Raw genomic sequence first — 26692 nt, 5'->3', positions numbered from 1 at the left:
CTAGGGCCCGCCCCAACTGTCCTGGTTGTGAAGGCTGCTCGGCTTCGGTAGGGACACGGAAGCGCGGCAGGTAGGTGTACGTTTCCGCTGCACCCGGCCAGGGCTTGACCCTTTCCTTATCTGTGCCTTACCTTCCGCCTTGCTTGGCTGAAATTGTGTGCCTCTGAAACAGAGGCTCGGGGAGGGAAAACCAATGACCTGGTACCTGAACGTGCTCAAGAACTACGCGGGCTTCAGCGGCCGTGCGCGCCGCAAGGAGTACTGGATGTTCGTACTCTTCAACTTCATCGTGGCCGCGGTGCTCGCGGGCATCGGCGTGGCGATCGACACGCAGATCCCCTACGCCATCTACCTCGTCGCCGTGCTGGTGCCGGCCATCGCGGTCATGGTGCGCCGGCTGCACGACACCGGCCGTTCGGGCTGGTGGATCCTGATCTCTCTGGTGCCGCTCGTCGGCGGGATCGTCCTGCTCGTCTTCCTCGCCTCGGACGGCAAGCCGGAGGCGAACGCGTACGGCGAGAACCCGAAGCTGGCGCCGCAGGCGGTCTGATCCGTTTCTCGCCACACCGGCCGGGCGCAGCCGAGAGCTGCCCCGGCCTTCGTGCGTTCCGGACCGGGGCGGCGGCGGGTCACTCCGGCCGGTGCTCCGGCCCGCCGAAGTCCGGACTGCTGAAGTCCGGACTGCTGAAGGTCGGGCGCGGGCCGGCGGCCGGCCCCTCGGACGGGCCGGAGAAGTCCGGTCTGCTGTAGCCCATCTTCGGGATGCGGTTCGGGGCGCGGTGAGTGGTCCTGGGTGCGGGGCCCGCCGCAGGTCCGGCGAGGGCGTCCCGCAGGAACGGGAGGATGCCGCGCTCCAGCAGGGCGTCGCGCCACGTGTCCCTCGCGCGCGCCACGTCCTCCGGCAGTTCCTCCTCCGGTGCCCCGGCGGACAGCGAGGTGGATCCGTTGCGCAGAGCCGTGAGGAGCAGTCCGACGGCGGCGACCAGGGTGGCGGCCGCGGCGACCGCGGCGAAGAACCAGCCGGCGGTAACCATGGTGGCGGCGAAGGCGAGGTCCGGGCCGAGTGCCTGGAGCAGATAGCCGACGAGCAGGAAGATCACGGCGGCGGTCCCGGCGAGGACGGGCGCCAGAGCGGTGACGACGGCGCCCAGGCCGGCGCCCGTCCCCTGCGCCTCGTCCGGCGCGAGCCCGGGTGCCGTGTCACCCACGGGGCCGCGCAGGTCGTCACGGGCCTTCACGTAGTGCTCGTACTCGGTGGCGGCGGCCGCGGTGATGAGCGCCGTGGCGTTCAGCGCCATGGTGCGGAGCTGTTCCGGATTGAGCCGGACACCCGCCCCGGCGGGAGCCAGGTCCTCATGAGCATGGCGCAGTGCGTCATCGAGAATCCGCTCGTACTCGGGGCGGTCCTCGGCCAGCAGGTGCGGAGCGCTTTTCATGTGCATCCCCCGATGCTCCGTAGGGCCTGACTGACCGCGTCAACCGGTCAATTGGGCGGAAACGGAGGAGAGCCTGCGACTGATACGCCGATGGTAGAGCGCCCAGGGCACGGGGTGACAGGGTGTTTCCGTAAATAGGCCCGGTGATCCGCGAGGGTCAGGTCGTGGTGCGTCTTCCCCGGTCTGCTTCATCCATGCAGGGGGAGTTGGACCACCAGCAGCTTTCCGGCCATGGTCACGCCGCCGTCCATGGCGATGGCGAGCCCTTCCGCGTACACGTGGGGACCGTCCACGACGGGCCGCGAACTGTCCTCGCCGTCCTCGGAGCCGACCTCGCCGAGCAGATACGGAATGGGGCTGTGACCATGCACGATGCGCTGTCCGCCGTACGTCGCCATCAGCTCGCGCACCGCGTCGGCCCCGCCCTCGTCCCGGAAGGCGAACCGCTTGGTCAGCTTGCGGAAAACGTCCCAGCACTCGTCGGCGTCGTTACGCGTGAGAATGGCATGCACCGTGTCGTTGACGTCCTCGATGGTGGAGCCGTAGTCGAGGTACGCCGTCGTGTCGGAGTGCATCAGCAGATGCCCGTCCTCCTCGACGACCGCGTCGAGCCGGGACATCCACTGGAGGTGGACGTCCTGGAGCCGGTCCATGTCGGTCTTCTGGCCGCCGTTGAGCAGCCAGGCGGCCTGGAAGGTCGCGGTGCCCGCGCCGGAGTTCACCGGGGTGTCGCCGAAGCGCTTGGCGCCGATGAGCAGCAGTTCGTGATTGCCCATCAGGGCCTTGCAGTAGCCGCCTGCCGCGGCGGCCTCCGCGGACAGCCGCATCACGAGGTCGATGACGCCGATGCCGTCCGGCCCGCGGTCGGTGAAATCGCCGAGGAACCAGAGCCGGGCATTGCCCGCCGCCCAGGCCCCGTCGGCGTCGATCAGGCCCTGTTCCGCGAGGGCGGCGACGAGCTCGTCCAGATAGCCGTGGACGTCGCCGACGACGTAGAGCGGACCGCGCTCCGCGTCGGCGGCCGGCCGCTGCTCCGGCACGGGGCGCACCTCGACGGTGTCCTCGCGCCTGATCACCGGCAGATCGCGCTCGGTGGGCGTGTAGCCCTCCGGCGGCTCGCTCGCCATGGCCACGCTGCCGGGATGCGGCGAGCGTGGGGGCACGGGCGTCTGCGCATACGGCGGGACACGAAAGTCACGCAACGTCGCCGTCCGCACCACGGGTTCCTGACCGGCCCCCTGAGTCATCGACCCCTCCACCACCGTCGCGCCGCCGCACACCTGACGGGCCCTGCCTGGTAGAGGTGGTCCGCGGTGTCGTGCGCCCATCATAGGAATGCGGATCGTGCTGTGTGACGCACCAGGGGTGGTGAATCCGCGCGCACGGACGGTTCCTTTGTTGATTAGTCCGAATTGTTGCGATCAGTCCCCGGCCGGTGAGCGCGGAGCGCTGACCGTGGTGCGTGGCGGGCGGCGCTGTGACGAGGTCCGGACGATGAGCTCGGTCGGTATCACCTGTTCGAGGGGTCCGTCGTGTTCGACGCCCTCGATGGCGTCGATGAGGAGCTGGACCACCGCCGTGCCGATCCTGCGCGGCTTCAGGGAGAGTGTCGTGATCGGCGGTTCGGTGCTCGCGTACACGGTCGACTCGCTGCAGCAGACCAGCAGCAGGTCCTCGGGGACGCGCAGACCGTACCGGCGGGCGGCCGCCAGCAGATCCGTCCCGTTGGGGTCGAAGAGTCCGTACACGGCGTCGGGCCGGTCCGGCCGGGCCAGGAGGCGGTCGGCCGCCACCGCGCCCGCACAGGGATCGTGGGCGGGGTAGGACTCGTAGACCGGGTCCTGGCCCACGCGTTCGCACCAGTGGAGGTAGGCGGTGGTGGAGAGCCGCGTGTACGTGTCGGTGGTGGTTCCGGTCAGCAGGCCGATGCGGCGGGCTCCGGCGGCGGCGAGATGGTCGAGGAGGTCGAGCACGGCGGCCCTGTGGTCGTTGTCGACCCAGGCGGTGACCGGCAGCGATCCGGCCGGGCGGCCGTCCGAGACGACCGGAACGCCCTGGCGCACCAGTTCGGTGACGACCGGATCCTGATCGGAGGGGTCGATGACGACGGTGCCGTCCAGTGCGACGTTCGACCAGACGTCGACGGTGCTGTGTCGGGAGGTGGCGGGGAGGATGACGAGGGCGTAGCCGCGGGCGAGCGCCGCTGATGTGGCGGCTCTGGCCATCTCCGCGAAGTACGCGAATTCGGTGAAGGTGAAAGGTTCATCCCCGTACGTGGTCACGGTCAGGCCGATCAGCCCCGACTTGCCCGTACGGAGGGTTCGGGCCGCGGCGGACGGGCGATAGCCCAGACGCTCGGCGACCTCGCGGACATGGCGGCGGGTGGCATCGGGGAGCCTGCCCTTGCCGTTGAGCGCGTCGGAGACGGTCGTGATGGAGACCCCGGCCGCGGCGGCTACATCCCGAATGCCCGCCCGTCCTTGCCGGCCGTTGCGCCGGGGCGTCTCTGTCCGGCTCACCTGGTGCTTCCCTGCTGCTGTCATGGCGAGCCGATAGTAGGGCTCGGACGGGCTGTTGGGCCGGTCGCATATTCACCCGTCAACAGTCACGTTTCTGCATGATCATAAGGTGCTAATTGCCTTGGAAATCACGGGAGTTGGCGGGTTCGTCACCAGTGTGTCATGTGCCGAAGTGGATGGACCTGCCAAATGACCGATGTCTCGAAGAGGTCTCAACTCACCTCTTCGAGGGATGCGCGCCACGGAGTGAGCCACCGGCGCGCGGCGGAATGGGAAACGCTCCCCCTCGCTGGGCGCGACCGCCCGGGACCATTCCGTGCGCTTCCCGGCACAGGGGACGAAACCCGGCTCTCGCCATTCGCAGTGGAGCCGAATCCTCATAAGGTGAGCAGTATTGATGTGGACGGACGGTCGAGGAGGACCTGCGGTGAGCGATACGAGCCCCAAGCTGCGCGCCGAGCTGGACGGTGTGCCCGCCTATGTGCCGGGCAAGGCGGCGGCGGCCGGCGGACCGGTCGCCTTCAAGCTTTCCTCCAACGAGAATCCGTTCCCCCCGCTGCCCGGTGTGATGGAGTCCGCGCTCGGCGCGGCCGCGAACTTCAACCGCTACCCGGACATGACGTGTACCGGGCTGATGAACGAGCTGGCGGACCGGTTCGGTGTACCTGTCTCGCACCTGGCCACCGGTACGGGATCGGTCGGGGTCGCGCAGCAGCTGCTTCAGGCCACGTCGGGCCCGGGGGACGAGGTCATCTACGCCTGGCGCTCCTTCGAGGCGTACCCGATCATCACGCAGGTCAGCGGCGCGACCTCGGTGAAGGTTCCGCTGACCGACGGCGATGTGCACGATCTGGACGCGATGGCGGACGCGATCACCGACCGCACGCGGCTGATCTTCGTCTGCAATCCGAACAACCCGACCGGCACGGCGGTCCGCAGGGCCGAACTCGAGCGGTTCCTGGACCGGGTGCCGAGCGACGTGCTGGTGGTCCTCGACGAGGCGTACAAGGAGTTCGTCCGGGACGTCGAGGTGCCGGACGGCATCGAGATCTACCGGGAGCGGCCCAACGTCGCGGTGCTGCGGACCTTCTCCAAGGCGTACGGCCTCGCCGGCCTGCGGGTCGGCTTCGCGGTGGCTCACGAGCCGGTCGCGGCCGCGCTGCGGAAGACTGCCGTCCCCTTCGGCGTCAGCCAGCTCGCCCAGGACGCCGCCGTGGCCTCGCTCCGGGCCGAGGACGAGCTGATGGGCCGGGTCGGCACGCTCGTCTGCGAGCGCACCCGGGTACACGAGGAGCTGGTGCGGCAGGGCTGGACGGTGCCGGACTCCCAGGCGAACTTCGTCTGGCTGCGGCTCGGGGACCGCACGGTCGACTTCGCGGCGGCGTGCGCGCGGGCCGGGGTGATCGTCCGGCCGTTCGCGGGCGAGGGCGTGCGGGTCACGATCGGCGAGGCCGAGGCCAATGACGTGTTCCTCAAGGTGACGGAGTCGTACCGCAAGGAGTGGTGAGCGCGGCACGGGACCGCCGCCGGTTTTCCGGGCCGTAGCGGTCCCTGTCCCGGCGGTAGTCGTTCCGCCCCTTCATGTGCCGGTGGCCCCGGACCTCGATCGCCGAGGTCCGGGGCCACCGTGCTGTGCGGGCCAGGGGCCCGGTGTCCGGATGGCTTGAAGGGACCCCCGATCGAACCTCCCGAAAGCCTGTGCGCCATAATTGCTTGTGAATGTGAACGCGTTCACAAGCGTGTCCCGGTTCCTCCCTTGATCGGGGGGACAAAGGGGGCGGAGCGCCCTGGTGAACACGGCCCCGTAAGGAGAACGACGACGTGGACCTAGCTCTGGCGCCGGAAACCCTGGCGCGATGGCAATTCGGCATTACGACCGTCTACCACTTCCTGTTCGTCCCTCTGACGATCTCCCTCGCCGCGCTCACTGCCGGCCTGCAGACCGCCTGGGTGCGGACGAGCAACGAGAAGTACCTCAGAGCGACGAAGTTCTGGGGGAAGCTCTTCCTGATCAACATCGCCATGGGTGTCGTCACCGGCATCGTGCAGGAGTTCCAGTTCGGAATGAACTGGTCGGACTACTCCCGCTTCGTCGGCGATGTCTTCGGTGCCCCGCTCGCCTTCGAGGCGCTGATCGCGTTCTTCTTCGAGTCCACGTTCATCGGGCTGTGGATCTTCGGCTGGGACAAGCTGCCGAAGAAGATCCACCTCGCCTGCATGTGGATGGTCTCCCTCGGCACGATCCTCTCCGCGTACTTCATCCTGGCGGCGAACTCCTGGATGCAGCACCCGGTGGGTTACCGCATGAACGAGGAACGCGGCCGCGCGGAACTCACCGACTTCTGGCTCGTGCTCACGCAGAACACCGCGGTCACCCAGTTCTTCCACACCATCACGGCGGCCTTCCTCGTCGGTGGAGCCTTCATGGTCGGCATCGCCGCCTTCCATCTGGCCCGCAAGAAGCACATCCCCGTCATGCGGACGTCCCTGCGGCTCGGGCTCATCACCGTGGTGATCGCCGGCCTGCTCACCGCCGTCAGCGGTGACCGGCTGGGCAAGGTGATGTTCAAGCAGCAGCCGATGAAGATGGCTGCCGCCGAGGCGCTGTGGGACGGACAGAACGCCGCTCCGTTCTCGATCTTCGCGTACGGAGACGTCAGCAAGGGCCACAACTCCGTGGAGATCTCGATCCCCGGAGTGCTGTCATTCCTGGCCGACGACACCTTCGACTCCTACGTCCCCGGCATCAACGACATCAACAAGGCGGAGCAGGAGAAGTACGGGCCCGGCGACTACCGGCCCAACATCCCGGTGGCCTTCTGGAGCTTCCGCTGGATGATCGGTTTCGGCATGGCGTCCTTCGGTCTCGGGATGCTCGGACTGTGGCTGACCAGGAAGAGGTTCCTGCTGCCGGAGGCGATGAGGACCGGCGAGGACGAGGTGCCCAATCTGGTCCTCTTCCGGAACAAGGCGCTGAGCCCGAAGCTCACCAGGCTCTACTGGTTCGTCGCCCTGTGGACGCTGCTCTTCCCGCTGATCGCCAACTCCTGGGGCTGGATCTTCACCGAGATGGGGCGTCAGCCCTGGGTCGTCTACGGAGTGCTCCAGACCCGCGACGCCGTCTCCCCCGGCACCTCGCAGGGCGAGGTGATCGCCTCGATGGCCCTCTTCACCCTGCTCTACGCGGTGCTCGCCGTGATCGAGGTCAAGCTGCTCGTGAAGTACATCAAGGCCGGACCGCCGGAACTCACCGAGGCCGACCTCAACCCGCCCACCCGGATCGGCGGTCATGACGACCAGGACGCCGACCGCCCGATGGCCTTCTCCTACTGAGAGCAGAGGAGCTGAGAGATGGAACTCCACGACGTCTGGTTCGTACTCATCGCCGTCCTCTGGACGGGCTACTTCTTCCTGGAGGGATTCGACTTCGGCATCGGGGTTCTCACCAAGGTGCTGGCCCGCGACCGCAAGGAACGCCGGGTCCTGATCAACACGATCGGCCCCGTCTGGGACGGCAACGAGGTCTGGCTGCTCACCGCCGGCGGCGCGACCTTCGCCGCCTTCCCCGAGTGGTACGCCACGCTCTTCTCCGGCTTCTACCTGCCGCTGCTGATCATCCTGCTCTGCCTGATCGTGCGCGGAGTCGCCTTCGAGTACCGGTCGAAGCGGCCGGAGGAGAAGTGGCAGACCAACTGGGAGCACGCGATCTTCTGGACCTCGCTGATCCCGGCCGTGCTCTGGGGCGTGGCCTTCGGGAACATCGTGCGCGGGGTGAAGATCGATGCCGACATGGAGTACGTCGGCAATCTCTGGGACCTGCTCAACCCGTACGCCCTCCTCGGCGGACTGGTCACGCTCTCCCTCTTCACCTTCCACGGCACGGTGTTCGCCGGGCTCAAGACGGTGGGGGACATCCGGGAACGCGCCCGCAAGCTGGCGCTCGGGCTGGGGCCGGTCACCGCGGTCCTCGCGCTGGTCTTCCTCGGCTGGACCCAGCTGGACAACGGTGACAGCTGGAGCCTGCTGGCCATGATCGTCGCGGCCGGGGCGCTGGTGGCCGCGATCGTCGCGGCCGGGGCAGGGCGTGAGGGCTGGGCGTTCGCACTCTCCGGCCTGACCATCGTGGCGGCCGTCGCCATGCTGTTCCTGACGCTCTTCCCGAACGTCATGCCGTCCTCGTTGAACGACGCCTGGAACCTCACGGTCACCAACGCCTCGTCCACCCCGTACACCCTGACGATCATGACCTGGTGCGCGGGCATCGCCACTCCCCTCGTCCTGCTCTACCAGAGCTGGACCTACTGGGTGTTCCGCAAGCGCATCGGCACACAGCACATCGCCGACGCGCCTCACTGACCGCACCGGCCGCAGCGAGCTCTCTGGGAGCTGTTTCACGTGAAACCGATCGACCCGCGTCTGCTCCGGTACGCCCGGGCAACCCGCCTCTTCCTGGCTGCCGTGGTGGCACTCGGCCTCGTCGGGGCGGCGCTGGTGGTCGCCCAGGCGATGCTCATCGCCGAAGTGGTGGTGGGCGGATTCGAGGAAGGGCTCTCCCTCTCCGGACTCCGCACACCTCTGCTGCTGCTCGCCGCGGTCGCCGCGGGCCGGGCCCTGGTGGCCTGGCTCACCGAACTGGCCGCGTACCGGGCCGGTGCGGCGGTCAAGTCCGAACTGCGCGGCCGCCTCATGGAGCGGGCCGCGCAGCTCGGACCCGACTGGCTGAGCGGACAGCGCACCGGCTCCCTGGTGGCACTGGCCACCCGGGGTGTCGACGCGCTCGACGACTATTTCGCGCGCTATCTGCCGCAGCTGGGGCTCGCGGTGGTGGTGCCGCTCGCGGTCCTGGCCAGGATCGTCACGGAGGACTGGGTCTCCGCCGCGATCATCGTGGTCACGCTGCCGCTCATCCCGCTCTTCATGATCCTGATCGGCTGGGCCACCCAGTCCCGGATGGACCGGCAGTGGCGGCTGCTCTCACGGCTCTCCGGGCACTTCCTCGACGTGGTCGCCGGGCTGCCGACACTGAAGGTCTTCGGTCGGGCCAAGGCGCAGGCCGAATCGATCCGGGCCATCACCTCGGAGTACCGGCAGGCCACCCTGCGGACCCTGCGGATCGCGTTCCTGTCGTCCTTCGCACTGGAACTCCTGGCGACACTGTCGGTGGCCCTCGTCGCCGTGACCATCGGGATGCGGCTCGTCCACGGTGAACTGGACCTCTACACCGGTCTGGTGATCCTGATCCTGGCGCCGGAGGCGTACCTGCCCATCCGGCAGGTCGGCGCGCAGTACCACGCGGCCGCCGAGGGGCTCTCGGCCGCGGAGGAGATCTTCGCGGTCCTGGAGACCGAGCCCCGGGCGGAAGGCAGGAAGGACGTCCCCGCGGAGCTGCGGCTGGAGCTCGACGGGGTCACGGTCCGCCACCCGGGGCGCGCCGAACCGTCTCTGGACCGTGCCTCGCTGGTGGTGGAGCCGGGTGAGACCGTCGCACTCGTCGGACCCAGCGGGGTCGGCAAGTCCACGCTCCTGCAGGTGGTGCTGGGCTTCGCGGTACCCGACGAGGGCCACGTACGGATCGGCGGAACCGGACTGGCCGAGCTCTCCCCGGAACGCTGGCGCGAACGGATCGCCTGGGTACCGCAGCGTCCGCACCTCTTCGCCGGCACGATCGCCGAGAACGTACGGCTGGCCCGCCCGGACGCGGACGACGACGCGGTGGCGGCGGCGCTGCGGGACGCGGGCGCGTCCGGTTTCGTCGCGGACCTCCCGCAGGGGGCGCACACACCGCTCGGCGAGGACGGCGCGGGGCTCTCGGCGGGGCAGCGCCAGCGCCTCGCCCTGGCCCGGGCGTTCCTCGCCGACCGCCCGCTGCTCCTGCTCGACGAGCCGACCGCGAACCTGGACGGCGAGACGGAGGCGGGGATCGTCGAGGCGGTACGGAGGCTGGCGGCGGGCCGGACCGTCCTTCTCGTCGTGCACCGCCCGGCGCTGCTGTCGGTCGCCGACCGTGTGGTGACGCTGGAGCCGGGGGAGGCCCGGACCCTCGCCGCGCTGACCGCGGACGGGGAGACAGGGCGGCCGACGGCGCCGCTGCCCGGCGCCCACTCCACGCCGGCCGAGGTCTCCGAGGGAGTGTTCAACGACACCGCGCCGAGGGCGGGGCACGTCCTGGCCAGGGTCAGGGAGGCCGCCGGCGGGCAGCACGGAAAGCTCGGGCTGGCCCTGCTGCTGGGCAGCCTCGCCGTGGGATCGGCCGTCGGTCTGATGGCCGTGTCGGGATGGCTGATCTCCCGTGCCTCCGAACAGCCTCCGGTTCTCTATCTCATGGTCGCCGTGACCGGCACCCGCGCCTTCGGGATCGGCCGCGCGGTCTTCCGGTACGCCGAGCGCCTCGTCTCCCACGACGCGGTGCTCAGGATGCTCGCGGAGCTTCGGGTCGCCGTGTACCGGGGGCTGGAACGGATCGCGCCGGCCGGTCTGCGTACGACGCGGCGCGGCGATCTCCTGTCGCGCCTCGTGGCCGACGTGGACGCGCTGCAGGACTACTGGCTGCGCTGGCTGCTCCCGGTGGGGACCGCGGTCGTCGTCGGTGGCGCGGCCGTCGGATTCACCGGCTGGCTGCTCCCCGAGGCAGGCGTCGTCCTCGCTGCCGGCCTCCTGCTCGCCGGGGTGGGCGTGCCCCTGGTGAGCGGCGCGTGCGCCCGGCACGTGGAGCGTCAACTGGCCCCCGCGCGGGCCGTGCTGGCCACGAGGGTCACCGACCTGCTCACCGGGACCGCCGAACTGACGGTCGCGGGTGCGCTGCGGGACCGCAGCCGTCGGGTGCGCGAGGCGGACGGGGATCTGACCCGGATCGCCTCCCGCGCGGCGACCGCTACCGCGCTCGGCGGCGGGCTCTCCGCCCTGATCTGCGGCCTCACGGTGGTCGGAGCCGCGCTCGTCGCCCTCCCGGCGGTGCACGACGGCCGACTGGCGGGCGTGGCGCTCGCGGTGGTCGTGCTGACGCCGCTGGCCGCGTTCGAGGCGGTGACGGGGCTGCCGCTCGCCGCGCAGTACCGCGGGCGGGTGAAGCGGAGCGCGGAGCGCGTGTACGAGGTGCTGGACGCGCCGGTGCCGGTGCTGGAGCCCGCCGTCCCCGCCGCCGCGCCGGGTTCGCCGTTCCCGCTGGAGGTGCGGGGGCTGTCCGCGCGGTACGCGGGAGCCTCACGGGACGCCCTGGACTCCGTCGATCTGACGCTCGTCGCCGGCCGGCGCGTCGCCGTGGTCGGGCACTCGGGCTCGGGCAAGTCGACGCTGGCACAGGTTCTGCTCCGCTTCCTGGACGCGCGGGCCGGGACGTACCGGATCGGCGGTGTCGAGGCGTCCGCACTGGACGGGGACACCGTCCGTACGTTCGTGGGGCTGTGTGCCCAGGACGCCCATGTCTTCGACAGTTCCATCCGCGAGAACCTGCGCCTCGCCCGTACCGGAGCGACGGACGGTGAGCTGCGGGACGCCCTGGCGCAGGCCCGGCTGCTGGAGTGGGCCGACTCGCTGCCCGACGGGCTCGACACCCTGGTGGGTGAACACGGCGCCCGGCTCTCCGGCGGTCAGCGGCAGCGGCTCGCACTGGCCCGCGCGCTGCTCGCCGACTTCCCCGTGCTCGTCCTGGACGAGCCCGCGGAGCACCTCGACCTGGCGACGGCGGACGCGCTGACCGCGGATCTGCTGACGGCGACCAGGGGGCGTACGACCCTCCTGATCACCCACCGGCTGGAGGGACTCGACGCGGTCGACGAGGTGATCGTGCTGGACGCCGGCCGGGTGGTGCAGCGCGGTGCGTATGCCGATCTCGCCGGTGCGGAAGGGCCTTTGCTCCGGATGCTGGAGCTGGAACGGGACAGCGCGCTCGTCTGACGGAGGGGTCGGGAACGATGGGCGGGCCCGTTCCCGACTTTCCTCGCTAAATGGGACTAATTAGGCTCGGTGCATGGCAGAGCCGGACCCGAAGGACTCACTCGAAGCCGCGACCCGGGCCACGCGCAGCCTGCAGGGTCTCTCCACCGAGCTCACCGCCCGGGTTCCTCAGCTGCTGGAGGCCATGCGCTCGGTCGGAACGGGCCTGGAACTGCACTCCACGCTGGACCGCATCTGCGAGACGGCGGCCGAGCTCGCCGGTGCCCGTTACGCCGCGATCGGGGTCGTCGACGACACCGGCAAGGGGCTCTCCGACTTCGTCACCCACGGCGTACCGGACGACGTGGCGCGGGAGATCGGGCACCGGCCCGACGGACAGAAGGGCCTCCTCGGTGCGCTGATCCACGATCCCGTACCGCTCCGGCTGGCCGATCTGACCGCCGACCCGCGGGCCGCCGGATTCCCGCCGGGCCACCCACGGATGCGCACGTTCCTCGGAGTGCCGATCCGCGTCCAGGGGGAGATCTTCGGCAATCTCTACCTCGCTGAGAAGCAGGGGGCGAGCGAGTTCAACGACTACGACCTGCACATGGTGCGGGTGCTCGCCACCGAGGCCGGGATCGCGATCGGCAACGCCCGGCTGTACGAGGCGGCCCGGCAGCGCGAGAGGTGGATCGACGGATCGGTGGCCGTCACGACGGCCCTGCTTTCCGGTGGGGACGCGGACGACGCGCTGTCGGTCGTCGCGGAACAGGCTCGTCGCCTGGCCGACGCAGCCGCGGGGATCGTGATGCTGCCGACGGCGGACGGCGGGCTGGAGATCGTCGCGGTCTCCGCCGACAACCCGTCCGACTCGCTCGGAGTCATCGTTCCGCGGGACAGCCCCGTCGTGGCGATGCTCCTCGAAGGGCAGGCCGTGTTCGTGGACGACCCGGCGTCCGACGAACGCCTGGTCACGAGGCTGGCCGGTCAGTTCGGCCCGAGCATGTTCCTGCCCCTGCACAGCGGCGGCCGGGTGCTCGGCGCACTCGCCACCCCGCGCGGCCGGGGAGCGCGGCCCTTCTCGGAGGCGGAGCGGACACTCGCCACCCAGTTCGCCTCGCAGGCCGCGCTCGCGCTGATGATGGCCGACGCCCAGCGCGACCGTGAGCGGCTCGCGGTGTACGAGGACCGCGACCGGATCGCCCGTGACCTCCATGACCTCGTCATCCAGCGGCTGTTCGCCACCGGAATGATGCTGGAGAGCGCTCAGCGGAGGTCGGTGGTGCCCGAGGTGCAGACCGGGGTCGGACGGGCCGTCGACGAACTGGACGTCACGATCCAGGAGATCCGCACGGCCATCTTCGCCCTCCAGCAGGAACCGGCCGAAGCGCCTTCGGGACTGCGCACACGCGTGCTGCGGGAGATCAACATGGCCGCGGTGCCGCTGGGCTTCAAGCCCTCGCACCACTTCGTCGGCCCGGTCGATTCACTCGTGGGTGAACTCACGGGGAAGAACCTCATCGCGGCCCTGCGCGAGGCGCTCTCCAACGCGTTCAGACATGCCGGCGCCTCCCTCATCGACGTGGTCGTCGACGCGACCGTCACCCTGCCGGACGGGCGCGACGGGGTACGCCTCTCGGTCGCCGACGACGGGGTCGGCATCCCGGAGGGCGGGCGGCGCAGCGGCCTGCGCAACCTGGCCCGCCGCGCGGAGTCGCTCGGCGGCGCCAGCTGGTTCGGCCCCGGGATCGGGGAGGAGGGGGGCGGGGCGACGGTGGTGTGGGAGGCGCCGCTCTGACGGCCGGGCCCGGCAGCGTGGCTGAGCCTGCCGCGTGGCCCGGGGCCCGGTAGGCCGGGTGGCGGTACGACACCTCGGGGTCCCGGGATTCGGGGCCGGGCGGGGTGACGATCCGGAAATGCGTTCCGCCGTGCTGAGTCACTGTCGCCCCGGACGCCGCCACCGGCGGCGTGAGCGGATGGTCGTGCTGCTGTGCTGCGCGTTGTCGGCCCTGGCCGCCCTGTGGGCGGCGCCGGGGCGGGACGCGGTGGCCCTGCCGGCTCCGGCCGTGCCCTTGTCCGCCACGCGCGATCCGGCGCCGGGTCCGGCGCCCGTCCCGTCGACAGATCAGCAGCCAGGGCTGGCGCCCGGCCTGCCACCGGGTCCCGTGCCCGGTCCCGCGCCCGGTCCTCCGTCGGGGCCGTTGTCCGGTCCCCTGTCCGGGCCGCTGTCCGGGCTTCCCGCAGGCGCCGCCGTCGCCCGCCTGTACCAGGAGGCGGCGCAGGCCACCGAGACGTACGAGCGCGGCAGACGCGCAGCGCTCACGCAGCGGGCGAAGGCGTCCCGCCTCGACGGGCTCCTCGAAGGGCAGCGGCGCACGCTCGACGCGATCCATTCGGACCTGGGCAGGGTCGCCCGCGCCGAGTACCGGACCGGCGGTGTCGGTTTCTCGTACGCCGCCCAACTGCTGCTCGCCGACGATCCCCAGGAGTTGCTGCGAGGCCGCCAGGTGGCCTGGCAGGCCGAGCTGGCCGTGACCCGGCTGCTGGAACGCGCTCAGCACGCCGAACGCACCCTGGCCGACGGTGAGCGCAGGGCCAGAGCCGCCTGGCAGGCCGTGGACGGTGCTCTCGTACGGCTGGCGGCGGTCAAGCAAGGCATCGCGGACAAGCTGGCATCCGCACAGCAGCGGCTCCAGAGCGAGGCGGACCGCAGTGTCGCGGCGGGCAAGTGCGCCGGTGCGGTACGGATCGGGCAGCCGGGCGGGCCCGACGCCGGCCCGAGCTGGGTGGCACCGGTGGAGGGATACACGCTCTCGGCGGGGTTCGACAGCGTCGGCGCGTACTGGGCGAGCCGGCACACAGGGCAGGACTTCGCCGTGGACATCGGCACCCCGGTGCGCTCGGTCGGCTGGGGCCGGGTGGTCTCGGTGACGTGCGGCGGCGCGTTCGGCGTGGAGGTCGTGGTGGGCCATCCGGGCGGCTACTACACGCAGTACGCCCATCTGGCGGGTGTCACGGTGGACCAGGGCGAACAGGTCCGGGCCGGGCAGTGGATCGGTCAGGCGGGCACGAGCGGGAACTCGACCGGGCCGCACCTCCACTTCGAGGTACGGCTCACGCCTTTCCTCGGGTCGGGCGTCGACCCGGTGCGCTGGCTGCACGAGCACGGCGTGACCCTCTGACGTGCACCCGTCGGGGGCGCACGTCAGAGGGGCCGAGCGGTTGCGGAGTGGTCAGCGGGCGGCGAGGATCCGCTCGATGACGACGGCCACACCGTCCTCGTTGTTCGTGGCCGTCCGTCCGGAAGCGGCGGCCACCGCGTCGGGGTGGGCGTTGTCCATCGCGAACGAGGCGCCCGCCCAGCCCAGCATCTCGACGTCGTTGGGCATGTCGCCGAAGGCGACGACCTCGGACCGGTCGATGCCGCGCTCGGCGCAGCACAGGGCGAGGGTGCTCGCCTTGGACACCCCCGGTCCGCTGATCTCCAGGAGGGCCGTGGGACTGGACCGGGTGATGGAGGCCAGCTCACCGGCGGCGCCGCGGGCCAGCGCGAGGAACGCGTCCGGGGCCAGTTCGCCATGGTGGGCCAGGAGCTTGATCACCGGTGCGCCGGAGCCCGGCGAGTCGGCCTGGAGCAGCTTCTCCGCGGTGGCGACGGTGGCGCCCGGGTCCAGGTGGAACGGCGGGTAGGCCGGTTCGTAGTGGATGCCGGTGGTGAACTCGACGGCGAACGAGGTGCCCGGGGCGACCTCGCGCAGCGTGCGGATCGCCGCGAGGGCGGCATCCCGCTCCAACGACCGGACCATGAGCGGCCGGCCGTCGGCGCGCAGGTCGACGACGGCGGCGCCGTTCGCGCAGATCGCCATGCCGTGACCATGGACGTGGTCGCTGACGACGTCCATCCATCGGGCGGGGCGGCCGGTGACGAAGAAGACCTCGATCCCGGCCTCCTCGGCCGCCGAGAGGGCGGCGACCGTGCGGTCCGACAAGGTCTTGTCGTCGCGCAGCAGGGTGCCGTCCAGGTCGGTGGCGATCAGCCGGGTTACGGCAGGCAGAGGCGAGTCGGTAGCTGAGGTCACCCCGTCATTCTCCCGTACGGAAGTGCACGGGTGTGCGGAGGGGCGCCCATGTGAGGGGCACATGCCTCTGAGCAGCAGAACATGCCGGCGGCATGTGCCCCGGGACCCGTGGGCGGCGATTCAGCGCAGCTGCGCCAGGCCTTCCGTGGCGATCCGTTCGAAGACCTTCTCGTCGGCGGCGAAGTCGGAGCCGGGGACCGGCCAGTGGATGACGATCTCGGTGAACCCGAGCCCGAAGTGTGTGCCCGCGAAGTCCACGAAGGCGTCGAAGGAGTCCAGCGGGCGGTCCGGGGTGAAACCGGTGAGCAGGACCTTGTCGAGCGCCGTGGTGTCGCGGCCGACCGCGGCGCCTGCCGCCTCCAGCCCGTCGAGCTGCCGGCGCATGGCCGCCACGGACTGCTCCGGCGTGCCCGTCTCGTACAGCTTCGGGTCACCGGTGGTCACCCACCCCTGGCCGTACCGGGCGGCGAGCTTCTGCCCACGGGGGCCGGTGGCCGCCACGGCGAAGGGGAGCCGGGGGCGCTGGACGCAGCCGGGGATGTTGCGGGCCTCGTTGGCCGCGTAGAACTCGCCCTCGTACGTGACGGAGGGTTCCCGCAGCAGCTGGTCGAGGAGCGGGACGAATTCGTCGAGGTGGTCGGCGCGTTCGCGCGGGGTCCACGCGGCCTCGTCGGACCGGCGCAGTGTCGTGGCGTCGAAGCCGTTTCCTCCGGCGCCGATGCCGAGGGTGATGCGTCCGCCCGAGACGTCGTCGAGCGTGATGAGGTCCTTGGCGAGCGTCACCGGGTGCCGGAAGTTGGGCGAGGTGATGAGCGTGCCGAGGCGCATCCGTTCGGTGACCGCGGCCGCTGCCGTCAGCGTCGGGATCGCGCCGAACCATGGTCCGTCGCGGAAGGTCCGCCAGGCCAGGTGGTCGTAGGTGTACGCGGCGTGGAAGCCCAGGTCCTCGGCCCGCTGCCAGACCTTCCGGCCTTCGCTCCAGCGGTGGATGGGCAGAATCAGGGCGCTCAAATGCATGGTCCGACGATACGGCCGAAGGGCCCGGTCAGGATGCGGGGGGCGGCGCGCGGTTGCCGCCCCGGACGCGCGGGACCAGGCTGGAAATCGATGCCCCGGTCTCCGAGCCGTTCTTCCGGACAGGGGCCGAGCTCGGCATCCTGCCGGTCATGAACCTTGACGATCTCCACAGAGGCCTCGCACCCCGGCGCGGCGGCCCCGCGCTCAGCCGGGCAGGCGAAGGAACTCCGGTGGCACGGTGTCGGTCAGCCAGACGCCGTTGGCGCTCACGTGGAAGGTGTGACCCGCCCGGTGCATCGCCCCGGAGTCCACCGACAGCACGACGGGCGACCCGCGCCGCGCACCGACGCGGGTCGCTGTCTCGCGGTCGGGGGAGAGATGGACGTGGTGGCGGTCCATGGGGCGCAGCCCTTCCGCGCGGATCGAGCTCAGGGCGTGGCCGACGGTGCCGTGGTAGAGGTACGCGGGCGGTTCGGCCGGAGGCAGTCCGAGGTCCACGGGGACGGTGTGGCCCTGGTTCGCCCGGATGCGGTCGCCGTCCACGGTGAAGCGACGTTTGTCGTTGGCCGCGACCACATGGTCGAGTTCGTCGCGGGTGAGGGCGAATCCCTGTGCGGCGGTTGCTCGCAGGAGGTCGTCGATGTCCACCCAGCCCTGGGCGTCGAGCGTGAGGCCGATGCGCTCGGGCTGGTGTCTGAGGTGGCGCGAGAGGTATTTCGACACCTTGATGGCGCGTTTGTCGTCCATCCGTCCAGGGTGCTCCCACCGGGTGCCCCGCGCATCCCGATTTCTTCTGGAGTAAAGGGGTGCGGGGGTTTGATCCACAGCCAACTGCGTTTATCCACAGGGGTTTTGGCGTTTCTGTGGACAAGTGACTTACGAAAAGAGCTACTTGACCAACTTAGCTATCCTTTGCGTGAGATGCGGCAAGAGAGTCCAATGTCCTGGCCTGTACCTCGCGTTCGGTGGCCGCCGCCACGAACGCTTCCACCTGCTCGGCCCCGACCAGCGCCTGGACAGCCCGCATTGTCTCCGCGGGCAGGTGCACCGGACGGGGGGCGAGGCCGTCGGTCAGTTCCCCGGAGCCAAGGTGATGGTTCAGGTGACGGGTCGCGAACATCCGCATGGCGCGGGCCAGTTCGGCGTCCACCGTCTGCTGGGCCAGCGGGCGCAGCCGCCGCACCATGGACGCCGCCTCCGCCGCGTCCGCGTCCGTCGGCGGAGTGTGGCCCAGGTAGCGGGCGAAGACGTGCTCGGTGGTGAACTCAAGGAAACGGGAGGCGATGTGCTCGACCTGCCCGCGAAGCTCCCTCAGATGGCCGGAGATTGCGGTGAGCGGAACGCCGGCCGCGTACAACTCCGCTGCCACGGAGAGCTCTTGTGGGCTCGGGACCAGGAACTCGTCCTCCTTGCCCGGGACGCGTTCGAGTACGCCGAGCGCAACCGCCTCGTCGACGGCCGCTTCGTCCTGCGTGGAACCGAACCGCGCGTCCAGGTCGGCGCGGGTGATCCGGCCCGCCTCCTCATCGCTCCACGGGCCGTGCACCTCGGCGACCAGGCCGAGCACGCCGCCCAGACCGCGTCCCGCGTCCCACGCCTCCAGCAACTCCTTGATGCTGGCCAGGGTGTAGCCGCGGTCCAGCAGATCCGCGATCTGCCGCAACCGGGCCAGGTGCGTGTACCGGTAGACGTTGGCCCGGCCCCGCCGCTCCGGAGTGGGCAGCAGCCCACGGTCCTGGTAGGCGCGGATGGTGCGGACCGTGGCGCCGCTGGCGTGAGCCAGGTCCTCGATGCGGTACTCGGCGCCGGGCCGGCCCTCCGGGGCCGCCTGCCCGTTCCCGTGACCCCCGCCGGCGCCGGTCACAGCGGCGGCTTCAGACGGGCGATGCCACGCAGCAGCCCAGGACTCACCCGGGACAGCAGCCGGGCGCCCCGGGCCTCCGGGGTGACCGGTACGACGGCCTGATTGCGCACCACGGCCTTGAGGATCGCGTCGGCGACCTTCTCCGGCGGGTAGTTCCGGAGCCCGTAGAGCCTGCTGGTCCGGCTCCGGAGGCGCTTCTCCTGCGCCGCGTCCGTCCCGGCGAACCGGGTGGTCGCCGTGATGTTCGTGTTCACGATGCCGGGGCAGATCGCGGTCACACCGATCGACTTCTCCGCCAGCTCGGCCCGCAGGCACTCGCTGAGCATCAGTACAGCCGCCTTCGACGTGCTGTACGCGGGCAGGGCCCGCGAGGGCAGGTAGGCGGCGGCGGACGCCGTGTTGACGATGTGGCCGCCCTGGCCGCGGTCGGCCATCTGCTTGCCGAAGATCCGGCAGCCGTGGATGACCCCCCACAGATTGACGTCGAGGACGTTCTTCCATTCCTCGCTCGTCGTCTCCAGGAAGGAGCCGGACAGTCCTATCCCCGCGTTGTTGACCAGCACGTCGACGACGCCGTACTCCCGGGCGACCTTCTCGGCGAGCTTCTCCATCGCCTGCTCGTCGCTGACATCGGCCGTCTCGCCCCAGGCGGCGGGGGAGCCGATCAGCTGGGCCATCTCCGCCGTGCGGGCCGCGCCCTCCCCGTCGCGGTCCACCGCCACCACCCTGGCGCCCGCCTCGGCGAACGCGAAGGCCGTAGCCCGGCCGATTCCCCCGGCGGCTCCCGTCACCAGGACCAGCCGGCCGCCGAACCGGTCGGCGTACGCCCCGGTCGCGACGGGACCCTGGGCCGGCGTACCGTCCCGCCGCGCCGCCTCGTTGGCCGCGACGAACTCACTGATCCAGGCGGACAACTGGTCCGGCCTGGTGCGCGGCACCCAGTGCTTGGCGGGCAGCGCTCTGCGGACCAACTGCGGTGCCCACAGTTCCAGTCGGTCGTACAGCGACTCCGAGAGGAAGAAGTCCTCGGTCGGGGTGATGAGCTGGACGGGGACATGGGAGTACGCGTCGGTCCGGGGCCTGCGCAACCGGGAACGGACGTTGTCACGGTAGAGCCAGGCTCCGTGGGCGGCGTCCTGGGGCAGGGACGGCGTCGGGTAGTCGCCCGCGGGCACCTTCTCCATGCGCTGGAGTATCCGCGGCCACTGCTTGCCGAGCGGCCCCCGCCAGGCGAGCTCGGGCAGGACCGGCGTGTGCAGCATGTACACGTACCAGGACTTGGCGCCCTGGCCCAGCAGCTGGCCGATCCTGCGCGGTGTTGGCCGGGTCATGCGCTGCTTGATCCAGTGCCCGAAGTGGTCGAGCGAGGGTCCGGACATCGAGGTGAAGGAGGCGATCCGCCCCTCGGTCCGCCCGACCGTGGCGAACTCCCACGCCTGCACCGATCCCCAGTCGTGGCCCACGACGTGCACCGCCCGGTCAGGGCTCACCGCGTCCGCCACGGCCAGGAAGTCGTCCGTCAGTTTCTCCAGCGTGAAGCCGCCCCGCAGGGGGGAGGGCGCCGTCGACCTGCCGTGGCCGCGCACGTCGTACAGCACGACGTGCCACTCCTCGGCCAGCCGTGACGCCACCTCCGACCAGACCTCCTTGCTGTCCGGGTAGCCGTGCACCAGCACGACCGTCGGCTTCGAGTCGTCGCCCAGCTCGGCGACGCACAGCTCGATGCCGCCCGTGCGGACCCAGCGCTCGCGCGCTTCACGCAGCTTCACGCCGCCACCTTCTCCTCTGCCCAGCGCCGCACGTGCGGCAGATCGTCGTCGAGCCAGAACGCGCTCTGTTCGGGGTCCTTGGAGTCCGTGACGACCAGGATCTCCTCGAACTTCGCACCCGTACCCCGGAATCCGAGGTGCGGTTCCACCGCCCACAGCCCGGGCTGCGGCAGATGGTCGGAGAAGCGGTACGGACTCCACAGCGGCGACCAGCCGTCCCGATGGCCGTGCAGGGCGTCGCTCGCCAGCCCCTTGAGCGCCTGGGTGCCGAATCCGAAGACACGTGGTGACCAGCGCCGTTCGGTGACGCGGTCGACCTTGTGGGCGATGACCCCGAAGGGATACGCCCGGTGCCGGTTCGCGTACCCCTGCCGGATCATGAGGCGCTCCACGTCCTCGTAGATCTCGCGCAGGGAGCGCCGCTCGCGGACCTCGCGCAGAATCAGCTCGCGGTGGGCTTCCAGATCGGCCAGGAGTCTGTCGTGCAGCGGGCTGAGTCCGAGGCAGCCGGAATAGCCGATGTCCGCGGTGAAGCCCTTGTGGACCGGGGCCATGTCGAGGATGAACGGCATTCCCGGTTCGAGCTTCCGGTCGGTCGGGAAGAACTGCAGCGGCACCTTGAAGCCCGCGAAGGCCGTGCGGTCCCCGAACCAGGCGAAGGGGAGGTGGAACCAGTCCCGCACCCCGCGCTCACGCAGCCACTCGCGCTGCATCCGCGCCGCCTCGCGCTCCGTGACCCCTGGTCCGAGCTGGGCCGCCACCGCCTCCGCGCAGTCGTACGCGAGGCGTTGCACTTCTCTGAACCCCCGCAGTTCCGGGGCCTTTCCGTCCTTCGCTGCCGAGGTCATGCAACCGTCCGTTCCCTGACGTGCGCGGTACGTGCCCGTAACGTGACACTGATGAATGTGACAATGCCCGGCGGCTACGTCAAGGGGTGTGCGGAGACCTGTGGACAGGGCATCGGCACGACCTGTGGACGGACGCGGAGGGCCGGCCACCCCGGAATCCTGACGTCCTCCCCTGTGGGGTCCCCCTACGGGTCCGTACGCCTGGAGACTGACGCGGATACAGCCGCCAGGTCTGATGACCCCTGTGGGCCACGCCACTACCTTCGTAGACGTGACTGTGATCGTGACCGAAAGCCTGAGCAAGCGGTTCCCCCGGGTGACCGCGCTTGACCGGCTCACCCTGGACATCGGACCCGGCGTAACCGGCCTGGTGGGTTCCAACGGGGCCGGCAAGTCCACACTGATCAAGATCCTGCTGGGTCTGTCCCCCGCCACCGAAGGCCGGGCCGCGGTGCTCGGGCTCGACGTCGCCACCAGTGGCGCCGCCATCCGGGAGCGCGTCGGATACATGCCCGAGCACGACTGCCTGCCGCCCGACGTCTCGGCGACCGAGTTCGTCGTGCACATGGCGCGGATGTCCGGCCTGCCTCCTACGGCGGCGCGTGAGCGCACCGCCGACACGCTGCGCCACGTCGGTCTCTACGAGGAGCGCTACCGTCCCATCGGCGGCTACTCGACCGGCATGAAGCAGCGCGTGAAGCTGGCCCAGGCACTCGTCCACGACCCGCAGCTGGTCCTGCTCGACGAGCCGACCAACGGCCTGGACCCGGTCGGACGCGACGAGATGCTCGGCCTGATCCGCCGTATCCACACCGACTTCGGCATCTCCGTGCTCGTCACCTCCCACCTCCTGGGCGAACTCGAACGCACCTGTGACCACGTGGTCGTCGTCGACGGTGGCAGCCTGCTGCGGTCGAGCTCGACCAGCGACTTCACCCAGACCACCACGACCCTCGCGGTCGAGGTCACCGACAGCGACACCCACCCCGACGGCACCGCCGCACTGCGCAAGGTCCTCACCGGGGCGGGCGTCCCGCTGATCGGCCTCGACGGCCTCGACCTGGAGGGACTGCCCGGGGCGGGCCACATCCTCCTGATCGAGGCGGCCGGCGAGGAGACGTACGACATCGTCCGCGACAGCGTCGCCGGGCTCGGACTCGGCCTCGTACGGATGGAACAGCGGCGCCACCACATCGCCGAGGTCTTCCGTACCGAAGAGGCGCCGCAAGCGGTCACCGCGGCGCCTGCCGCGGCCGTCGGCGCCGCAACGCAGAAGGGGAACGGTTCGTGATGAGCACCGACACCGGGACCGTGACCGGGGGCGACAGCTCCCGTATCCACAACATCGGCTACCGCTCCTACGACGGTCCGCGCCTGGGCCGCGCCTACGCGCGCCGGTCGCTCTTCTCGCAGTCCCTCAGGGGCTCGTTCGGACTGGGGCGTTCCGCGAAGTCCAAGGTGCTCCCGATGCTGCTGTGCGGGGTGATGTGCCTGGTCGCCCTGATCATCGTGGCGGTGGCCATCGCCACGCCCGGCATGACGAAGCTGCCCATCGAGTACACGGCGTTCGCGATCTACCTGCAGGCCGTGATCGGGCTGTTCATCGCCTCCCAGGCGCCGCAGTCGGTCTCCCGGGACCTGCGGTTCAAGAGCATCCCGCTGTACTTCTCCCGGCCGATCGAACGCGGCGACTACGTGGTCGCGAAGTACGCGGCCATGGCCTCGGCGCTCTTCATCCTCACGGCGGCCCCGCTCGTCATCCTGTACGCGGGTGCGCTGCTCGCGAAGTTCGACTTCGCCACACAGACCGAGGGATTCGGGCAGGGGCTGGTGTCGGTGGCGCTGCTGTCCGTCCTGTTCGCCGGCCTCGGCCTGGTGATGGCGGCCCTCACCCCGCGTCGTGGCTTCGGCGTCGCCGCGGTGATCGCCGTGCTGACGATCACCTACGGGGCGGTCTCCACGGTCCAGGCCATCGCCTGGGAGACGGGATCCACCGGCGCGGTGCCGTGGCTGGGGCTCTTCTCGCCGATCACGCTGATCGACGGTGTCCAGACCGCGTTCCTCGGCGCGACCTCCGCCTTCCCCGGCGGGACGGGCCCCGGAGCGGGTGCCGGAGTGGCGTATCTGATCGTTGTACTCGCGCTCGTCGCCGGCTCGTACGCCGTGCTGATGCGCCGCTACCGGAAGGTCGGGCTGTGACCACCATCGAGATCGACCACACCTCGCGCTGGTTCGGCAACGTGGTCGCCGTCAACGACGTCAGCATGGCGGTGGGCCCGGGGGTCACGGGCCTGCTCGGCCCGAACGGCGCGGGAAAGTCCACGCTGATCAACATGATGGCCGGGTTCCTCGCCCCGTCGACGGGGACGGTCACGCTCGACGGCAGGACGATCTGGCGCAACGAGGCGGTCTACAAGGAGATCGGCATCGTCCCCGAGCGGGAGGGCATGTACGACTTCCTGACCGGCCGTGAGTTCGTCGTCGCCAACGCCGAACTGCACGGGCTCGGCGACGAGGAGGCCCGCAAGGCCCTGGCAACCGTCGAGATGGAGCCCGCGCAGGACCGCAAGATCTCGACGTACAGCAAGGGCATGCGCCAGCGCGTGAAGATGGCGTCCGCGCTGGTCCACGAGCCGTCAGTGCTGCTGCTCGACGAGCCGTTCAACGGGATGGACCCGCGTCAGCGCATGCAGCTCATGGAGCTGCTGCGCCGGATGGGCGCGGAGGGCCGCACGGTCCTCTTCTCGTCGCACATCCTCGAAGAGGTCGAGCAACTGGCCTCGCACATCGAGGTGATCGTCGCCGGCCGTCACGCGGCGTCCGGTGACTTCCGGCGCATCCGCCGGCTGATGACGGACCGGCCGCACCGCTATCTCGTACGGTCCAGCGACGACCGCGCACTCGCCGCCGCGCTCATCGCCGACCCGTCCACCGCGGGCATCGAGGTCGACCTGAGCGAACGGGCCCTGCGCATCCAGGCCGTGGACTTCGGGCGCTTCACCGAGCTCCTGCCGAAGGTGGCACGGGAACACGGCATCCGGCTGCTGACCGTCTCGCCGTCCGACGAGTCCCTCGAATCGGTCTTTTCCTATCTCGTAGCGGCCTGAGTAGTGGCCTGAAAGGAGCTGTGAAGCGTCATGTACGACCCCACAGTCGCTCGGCTCACCTACCGGGCCCTGCTCGGCCGGCGCCGGGCTGCCGTTCTGTTCATCCTGCCCGTGCTGCTGATCGTGATCGCCGTGGCGGTACGGGCGTTCGCCGGGGCCGATGACCAGGTCGCCGCCAACGTGCTGGGCGGATTCGCCCTCGCCACGATGGTTCCGCTGATCGGTGTCATCGCGGGGACCGGCGCGATCGGACCCGAGATCGACGACGGGTCGATCGTCTACCTCCTGGCCAAGCCGGTGAAGCGTCCGACGATCATCGTCACGAAGCTGACCGTGGCCATCGCCGTCACGATGGTGTTCTCGGCCCTGCCGACCCTGATCGCGGGCCTGATCCTCAACGGCAACGGTCAGCAGATCGCCGTGGCGTACACGATCGCGGCGCTCGTCGCCTCGATCGCGTACAGCGCGCTGTTCCTGCTGCTCGGTACGGTCAGCCGGCACGCGGTCGTCTTCGGCCTGGTCTACGCGCTCGTGTGGGAGGCGCTCTTCGGCAGCCTGGTGCCGGGCGCACGGACCTTCAGTGTCCAGCAGTGGTCCCTCGCGGTCGCCCAGAAGGTGAGCGGGGACGGCGTGATCACCTCGGACGTCGGACTGCCGCTGGCGACGGTGCTGCTGGCCGGCATCACGGTGGCCGCCACCTGGTACGCGGGCCAGAAGCTGCGGGCACTGAAGCTCGCCGGCGAGGAGTGAGCCGACCGCTTCGCAACGGTGCAACCCCCGTCCGATGGGCGGGGGTTGTTCTGTGTCCTACGAACGGACAGTGCTACGCGTAACTGTACGTTTATCGGCTCGTTGGTCAGGGCGCGTGGAGGCAGTGGGAATCCGTGGCGTCGAGCTTTCGTGAATCAGGGGATCGCCGACACCGGTGCGGCAGTGCCGGCCGGGTCGGTCATTGAGTGAGTGGCAACCGTGAGCGTCCTCCACCCCTGAAGCCCGGGGACAGGGCCGTCCACAGCTGTTCCCGCGCACGAAAGGCATGACCATGCCCACGGAAGTCGCCCTGCTCGAATCACGCGCCCTGCGCGTCGAGCGGATGGGGCGCGTCGACGTCCTCGACAAGATCAAGAGTCTTGTCATGCTCCCGGACGGAATTCACGTTCGCACGGAGGATGTCGCCCGCTACTTCGAGGTATCCACAATCTCTGTCAGGAGGCTGACCGACCGGCACCAGTCGGAACTCAAAGAGAACGGACTGAGGATCCTGCGTGGCTCTGAGCTGCGGACCTTCCATAGCGACATGAAGTCGCTTTGGGATGGGGCGGTCCCGGACAGTTATCCACAGGCAGCCACTCAGCTGCGGCTCTACACCCGCAGAACCGTGCTCAACGTCGCCATGCTCCTTCGCGACAGCGACATCGCGCGATGCGTCCGCACCTACCTCCTCGACGCCGAGGAGGAGCTACGGGTGGCGTACCGCTCGCTCGATCAGCGGGTCACCGGAATCGAGGGCTGCCTTGCCGGAGTCGGCAGCGCGCTCCAGGAGCTCGGGCCGGTGCTCGGCAGGATGTCGGAGCGGCTCGACAGCCTCGACCGGAAGCTGGACGTCACGTACGAGGTCGTCGGCGCCATGAGCGTGAAGCTGTCGGACGTCTCCCAGGACGTCGTCCGTATCGACGCACGCATGGACGGTCTCGCCCAGCAGCTGAAGGACCTGCGCCGCTGACCCGCTACTGACCACCTGACGCTCGCGGTCCGCCCCCACGGGAGCGGACCGCGGGTCGAGGGTCACGCGTTAATCGGTGGCGCGGGGCGCGCGCCTCACCGCACAGTAGGGGGACAGCGCGCACGGATACGTACGCCAAGGACCGGGAGGGAGCGCGGCGATGACCGAGAGTCCGAGTCCGTCGAGTCCCCGCAGAGTGGTCCGCAGCCGGTCCCGGGTCAGCCACACCGGCTGATCCGCCGAACCGCTCGCAGCAGGACCCCAGGGTGGCCCTTCACGCGCATCGCGCGCGGCCACCCGCCCGGAGGATTGGCCGAGTGGTAAGGCAGCGGCTTGCTAAGCCGTCGTCGGGGCCGAGAGACCCCGCGCGCGTTCGATCCGCGCATCCTCCGCCCCGGGCGCCGGCAGACACACCGCCAGGACATACCGCAAGGACACCGTGATGGACACGCCTC

21 protein-coding genes and 1 tRNA gene are annotated in these 26692 nt (G+C 70.2%); 13 read left to right on the top strand and 9 right to left on the bottom strand.

What is annotated here, in order from left to right:
- The first annotated feature begins 193 nt into the window (after positions 1 to 193).
- Positions 194 to 550 (top strand): DUF805 domain-containing protein, encoded by a 357-nt coding sequence (locus tag AB0C82_RS22175; RefSeq protein WP_362844652.1) that lies wholly within the window; start codon positions 194 to 196, stop codon positions 548 to 550.
- A gap of 79 nt (positions 551 to 629) precedes the next feature.
- Here AB0C82_RS22175 and AB0C82_RS22170 read toward each other — a convergent pair whose 3' ends face one another.
- The 3 genes from AB0C82_RS22170 to AB0C82_RS22160 all read right to left on the bottom strand — a co-directional run bounded on the left by AB0C82_RS22170 (position 630) and on the right by AB0C82_RS22160 (position 3979).
- Positions 630 to 1442 (bottom strand): hypothetical protein, encoded by an 813-nt coding sequence (locus AB0C82_RS22170; RefSeq protein ID WP_362844649.1) that lies wholly within the window; start codon positions 1440 to 1442, stop codon positions 630 to 632.
- 182 nt (positions 1443 to 1624) lie between these two features.
- A complete protein-coding gene (locus tag AB0C82_RS22165) occupies positions 1625 to 2683 on the bottom strand; it encodes a metallophosphoesterase (RefSeq protein WP_362844646.1) in 1059 nt (352 codons plus the stop codon).
- A 174-nt stretch (positions 2684 to 2857) separates the two neighbouring features.
- Positions 2858 to 3979: a LacI family DNA-binding transcriptional regulator gene (locus AB0C82_RS22160; RefSeq protein ID WP_185299675.1), complete on the bottom strand. Its 1122-nt coding sequence runs from the start codon at positions 3977 to 3979 to the stop codon at positions 2858 to 2860.
- Positions 3980 to 4382: 403 nt separating this feature from the next.
- Between AB0C82_RS22160 and hisC the strand changes: the two genes are divergently transcribed.
- The 6 genes from hisC to AB0C82_RS22130 all read left to right on the top strand — a co-directional run bounded on the left by hisC (position 4383) and on the right by AB0C82_RS22130 (position 15012).
- A complete protein-coding gene (gene hisC / locus AB0C82_RS22155; RefSeq protein WP_362844643.1) occupies positions 4383 to 5462 on the top strand; it encodes a histidinol-phosphate transaminase in 1080 nt (359 codons plus the stop codon).
- A gap of 314 nt (positions 5463 to 5776) precedes the next feature.
- Positions 5777 to 7288 carry a cytochrome ubiquinol oxidase subunit I gene (locus AB0C82_RS22150; RefSeq protein WP_362844641.1) on the top strand — a complete coding sequence of 504 codons (1512 nt, stop codon included), beginning with the start codon at positions 5777 to 5779 and terminating at the stop codon, positions 7286 to 7288.
- 18 nt (positions 7289 to 7306) lie between these two features.
- A complete protein-coding gene (gene cydB, locus AB0C82_RS22145; protein WP_362844638.1) occupies positions 7307 to 8311 on the top strand; it encodes a cytochrome d ubiquinol oxidase subunit II in 1005 nt (334 codons plus the stop codon).
- Positions 8312 to 8350: 39 nt separating this feature from the next.
- Complete coding sequence (gene cydD, locus AB0C82_RS22140) at positions 8351 to 11848, top strand: thiol reductant ABC exporter subunit CydD (protein ID WP_362844635.1); 3498 nt, start codon at positions 8351 to 8353, stop codon at positions 11846 to 11848.
- Between the two features lie 73 nt (positions 11849 to 11921).
- Entirely contained in the window at positions 11922 to 13628 is a 1707-nt protein-coding gene (locus AB0C82_RS22135; protein WP_362844632.1) for a GAF domain-containing protein, read from the top strand.
- A gap of 118 nt (positions 13629 to 13746) precedes the next feature.
- The gene (locus AB0C82_RS22130) at positions 13747 to 15012 is read left to right on the top strand and encodes a peptidoglycan DD-metalloendopeptidase family protein (protein ID WP_362844629.1); all 1266 of its coding nucleotides are present in this window, start codon (positions 13747 to 13749) and stop codon (positions 15010 to 15012) included.
- Positions 15013 to 15063: 51 nt separating this feature from the next.
- Here the strand turns inward: AB0C82_RS22130 and AB0C82_RS22125 are convergent, their stop codons facing one another.
- The 6 genes from AB0C82_RS22125 to AB0C82_RS22100 form a co-directional block, all read right to left on the bottom strand.
- Positions 15064 to 15909 carry a Cof-type HAD-IIB family hydrolase gene (locus AB0C82_RS22125; RefSeq protein ID WP_362844627.1) on the bottom strand — a complete coding sequence of 282 codons (846 nt, stop codon included), beginning with the start codon at positions 15907 to 15909 and terminating at the stop codon, positions 15064 to 15066.
- A gap of 120 nt (positions 15910 to 16029) precedes the next feature.
- Positions 16030 to 16926: an LLM class flavin-dependent oxidoreductase gene (locus AB0C82_RS22120; protein ID WP_362844624.1), complete on the bottom strand. Its 897-nt coding sequence runs from the start codon at positions 16924 to 16926 to the stop codon at positions 16030 to 16032.
- A gap of 204 nt (positions 16927 to 17130) precedes the next feature.
- Complete coding sequence (locus tag AB0C82_RS22115; RefSeq protein ID WP_362844621.1) at positions 17131 to 17673, bottom strand: RNA 2'-phosphotransferase; 543 nt, start codon at positions 17671 to 17673, stop codon at positions 17131 to 17133.
- A gap of 154 nt (positions 17674 to 17827) precedes the next feature.
- On the bottom strand, positions 17828 to 18790 hold the full coding sequence (locus AB0C82_RS22110) for a MerR family transcriptional regulator (protein WP_362844618.1): 963 nt from the start codon (positions 18788 to 18790) through the stop codon (positions 17828 to 17830).
- Positions 18787 to 20559: an SDR family oxidoreductase gene (locus tag AB0C82_RS22105; RefSeq protein ID WP_362844615.1), complete on the bottom strand. Its 1773-nt coding sequence runs from the start codon at positions 20557 to 20559 to the stop codon at positions 18787 to 18789. The genes AB0C82_RS22110 and AB0C82_RS22105 overlap by 4 nt, the downstream gene beginning before the upstream one ends.
- Complete coding sequence (locus tag AB0C82_RS22100) at positions 20556 to 21407, bottom strand: M24 family metallopeptidase (protein ID WP_362844612.1); 852 nt, start codon at positions 21405 to 21407, stop codon at positions 20556 to 20558. The genes AB0C82_RS22105 and AB0C82_RS22100 overlap by 4 nt, the downstream gene beginning before the upstream one ends.
- Positions 21408 to 21642: 235 nt before the next feature.
- Between AB0C82_RS22100 and AB0C82_RS22095 the strand changes: the two genes are divergently transcribed.
- From AB0C82_RS22095 to AB0C82_RS22070, 6 genes are all read left to right on the top strand, one after another.
- Complete coding sequence (locus tag AB0C82_RS22095) at positions 21643 to 22698, top strand: ABC transporter ATP-binding protein (protein ID WP_362844609.1); 1056 nt, start codon at positions 21643 to 21645, stop codon at positions 22696 to 22698.
- Complete coding sequence (locus AB0C82_RS22090) at positions 22698 to 23606, top strand: ABC transporter permease (RefSeq protein WP_362844606.1); 909 nt, start codon at positions 22698 to 22700, stop codon at positions 23604 to 23606. Before AB0C82_RS22095 ends, AB0C82_RS22090 begins: the two co-directional genes overlap by 1 nt.
- Entirely contained in the window at positions 23603 to 24514 is a 912-nt protein-coding gene (locus AB0C82_RS22085; protein ID WP_362844604.1) for an ABC transporter ATP-binding protein, read from the top strand. The genes AB0C82_RS22090 and AB0C82_RS22085 overlap by 4 nt, the downstream gene beginning before the upstream one ends.
- Before the next feature lie 30 nt (positions 24515 to 24544).
- Positions 24545 to 25264, top strand: coding sequence for an ABC transporter permease subunit (locus tag AB0C82_RS22080; protein ID WP_362844601.1), 720 nt, complete (start codon positions 24545 to 24547; stop codon positions 25262 to 25264).
- A 292-nt stretch (positions 25265 to 25556) separates the two neighbouring features.
- Positions 25557 to 26237 (top strand): hypothetical protein, encoded by a 681-nt coding sequence (locus AB0C82_RS22075; protein ID WP_362844598.1) that lies wholly within the window; start codon positions 25557 to 25559, stop codon positions 26235 to 26237.
- A 303-nt stretch (positions 26238 to 26540) separates the two neighbouring features.
- A tRNA-Ser gene (locus AB0C82_RS22070) sits at positions 26541 to 26629 on the top strand.
- Positions 26630 to 26692 lie beyond the last annotated feature (63 nt).

The organism is Streptomyces sp. NPDC048560 (genome assembly GCF_040650955.1).
Lineage (GTDB): Bacteria > Actinomycetota > Actinomycetes > Streptomycetales > Streptomycetaceae > Streptomyces.
The sequence above is the reverse complement of the archived record's forward strand: the minus strand, read 5'-3'. Positions and strand labels throughout refer to the sequence as shown.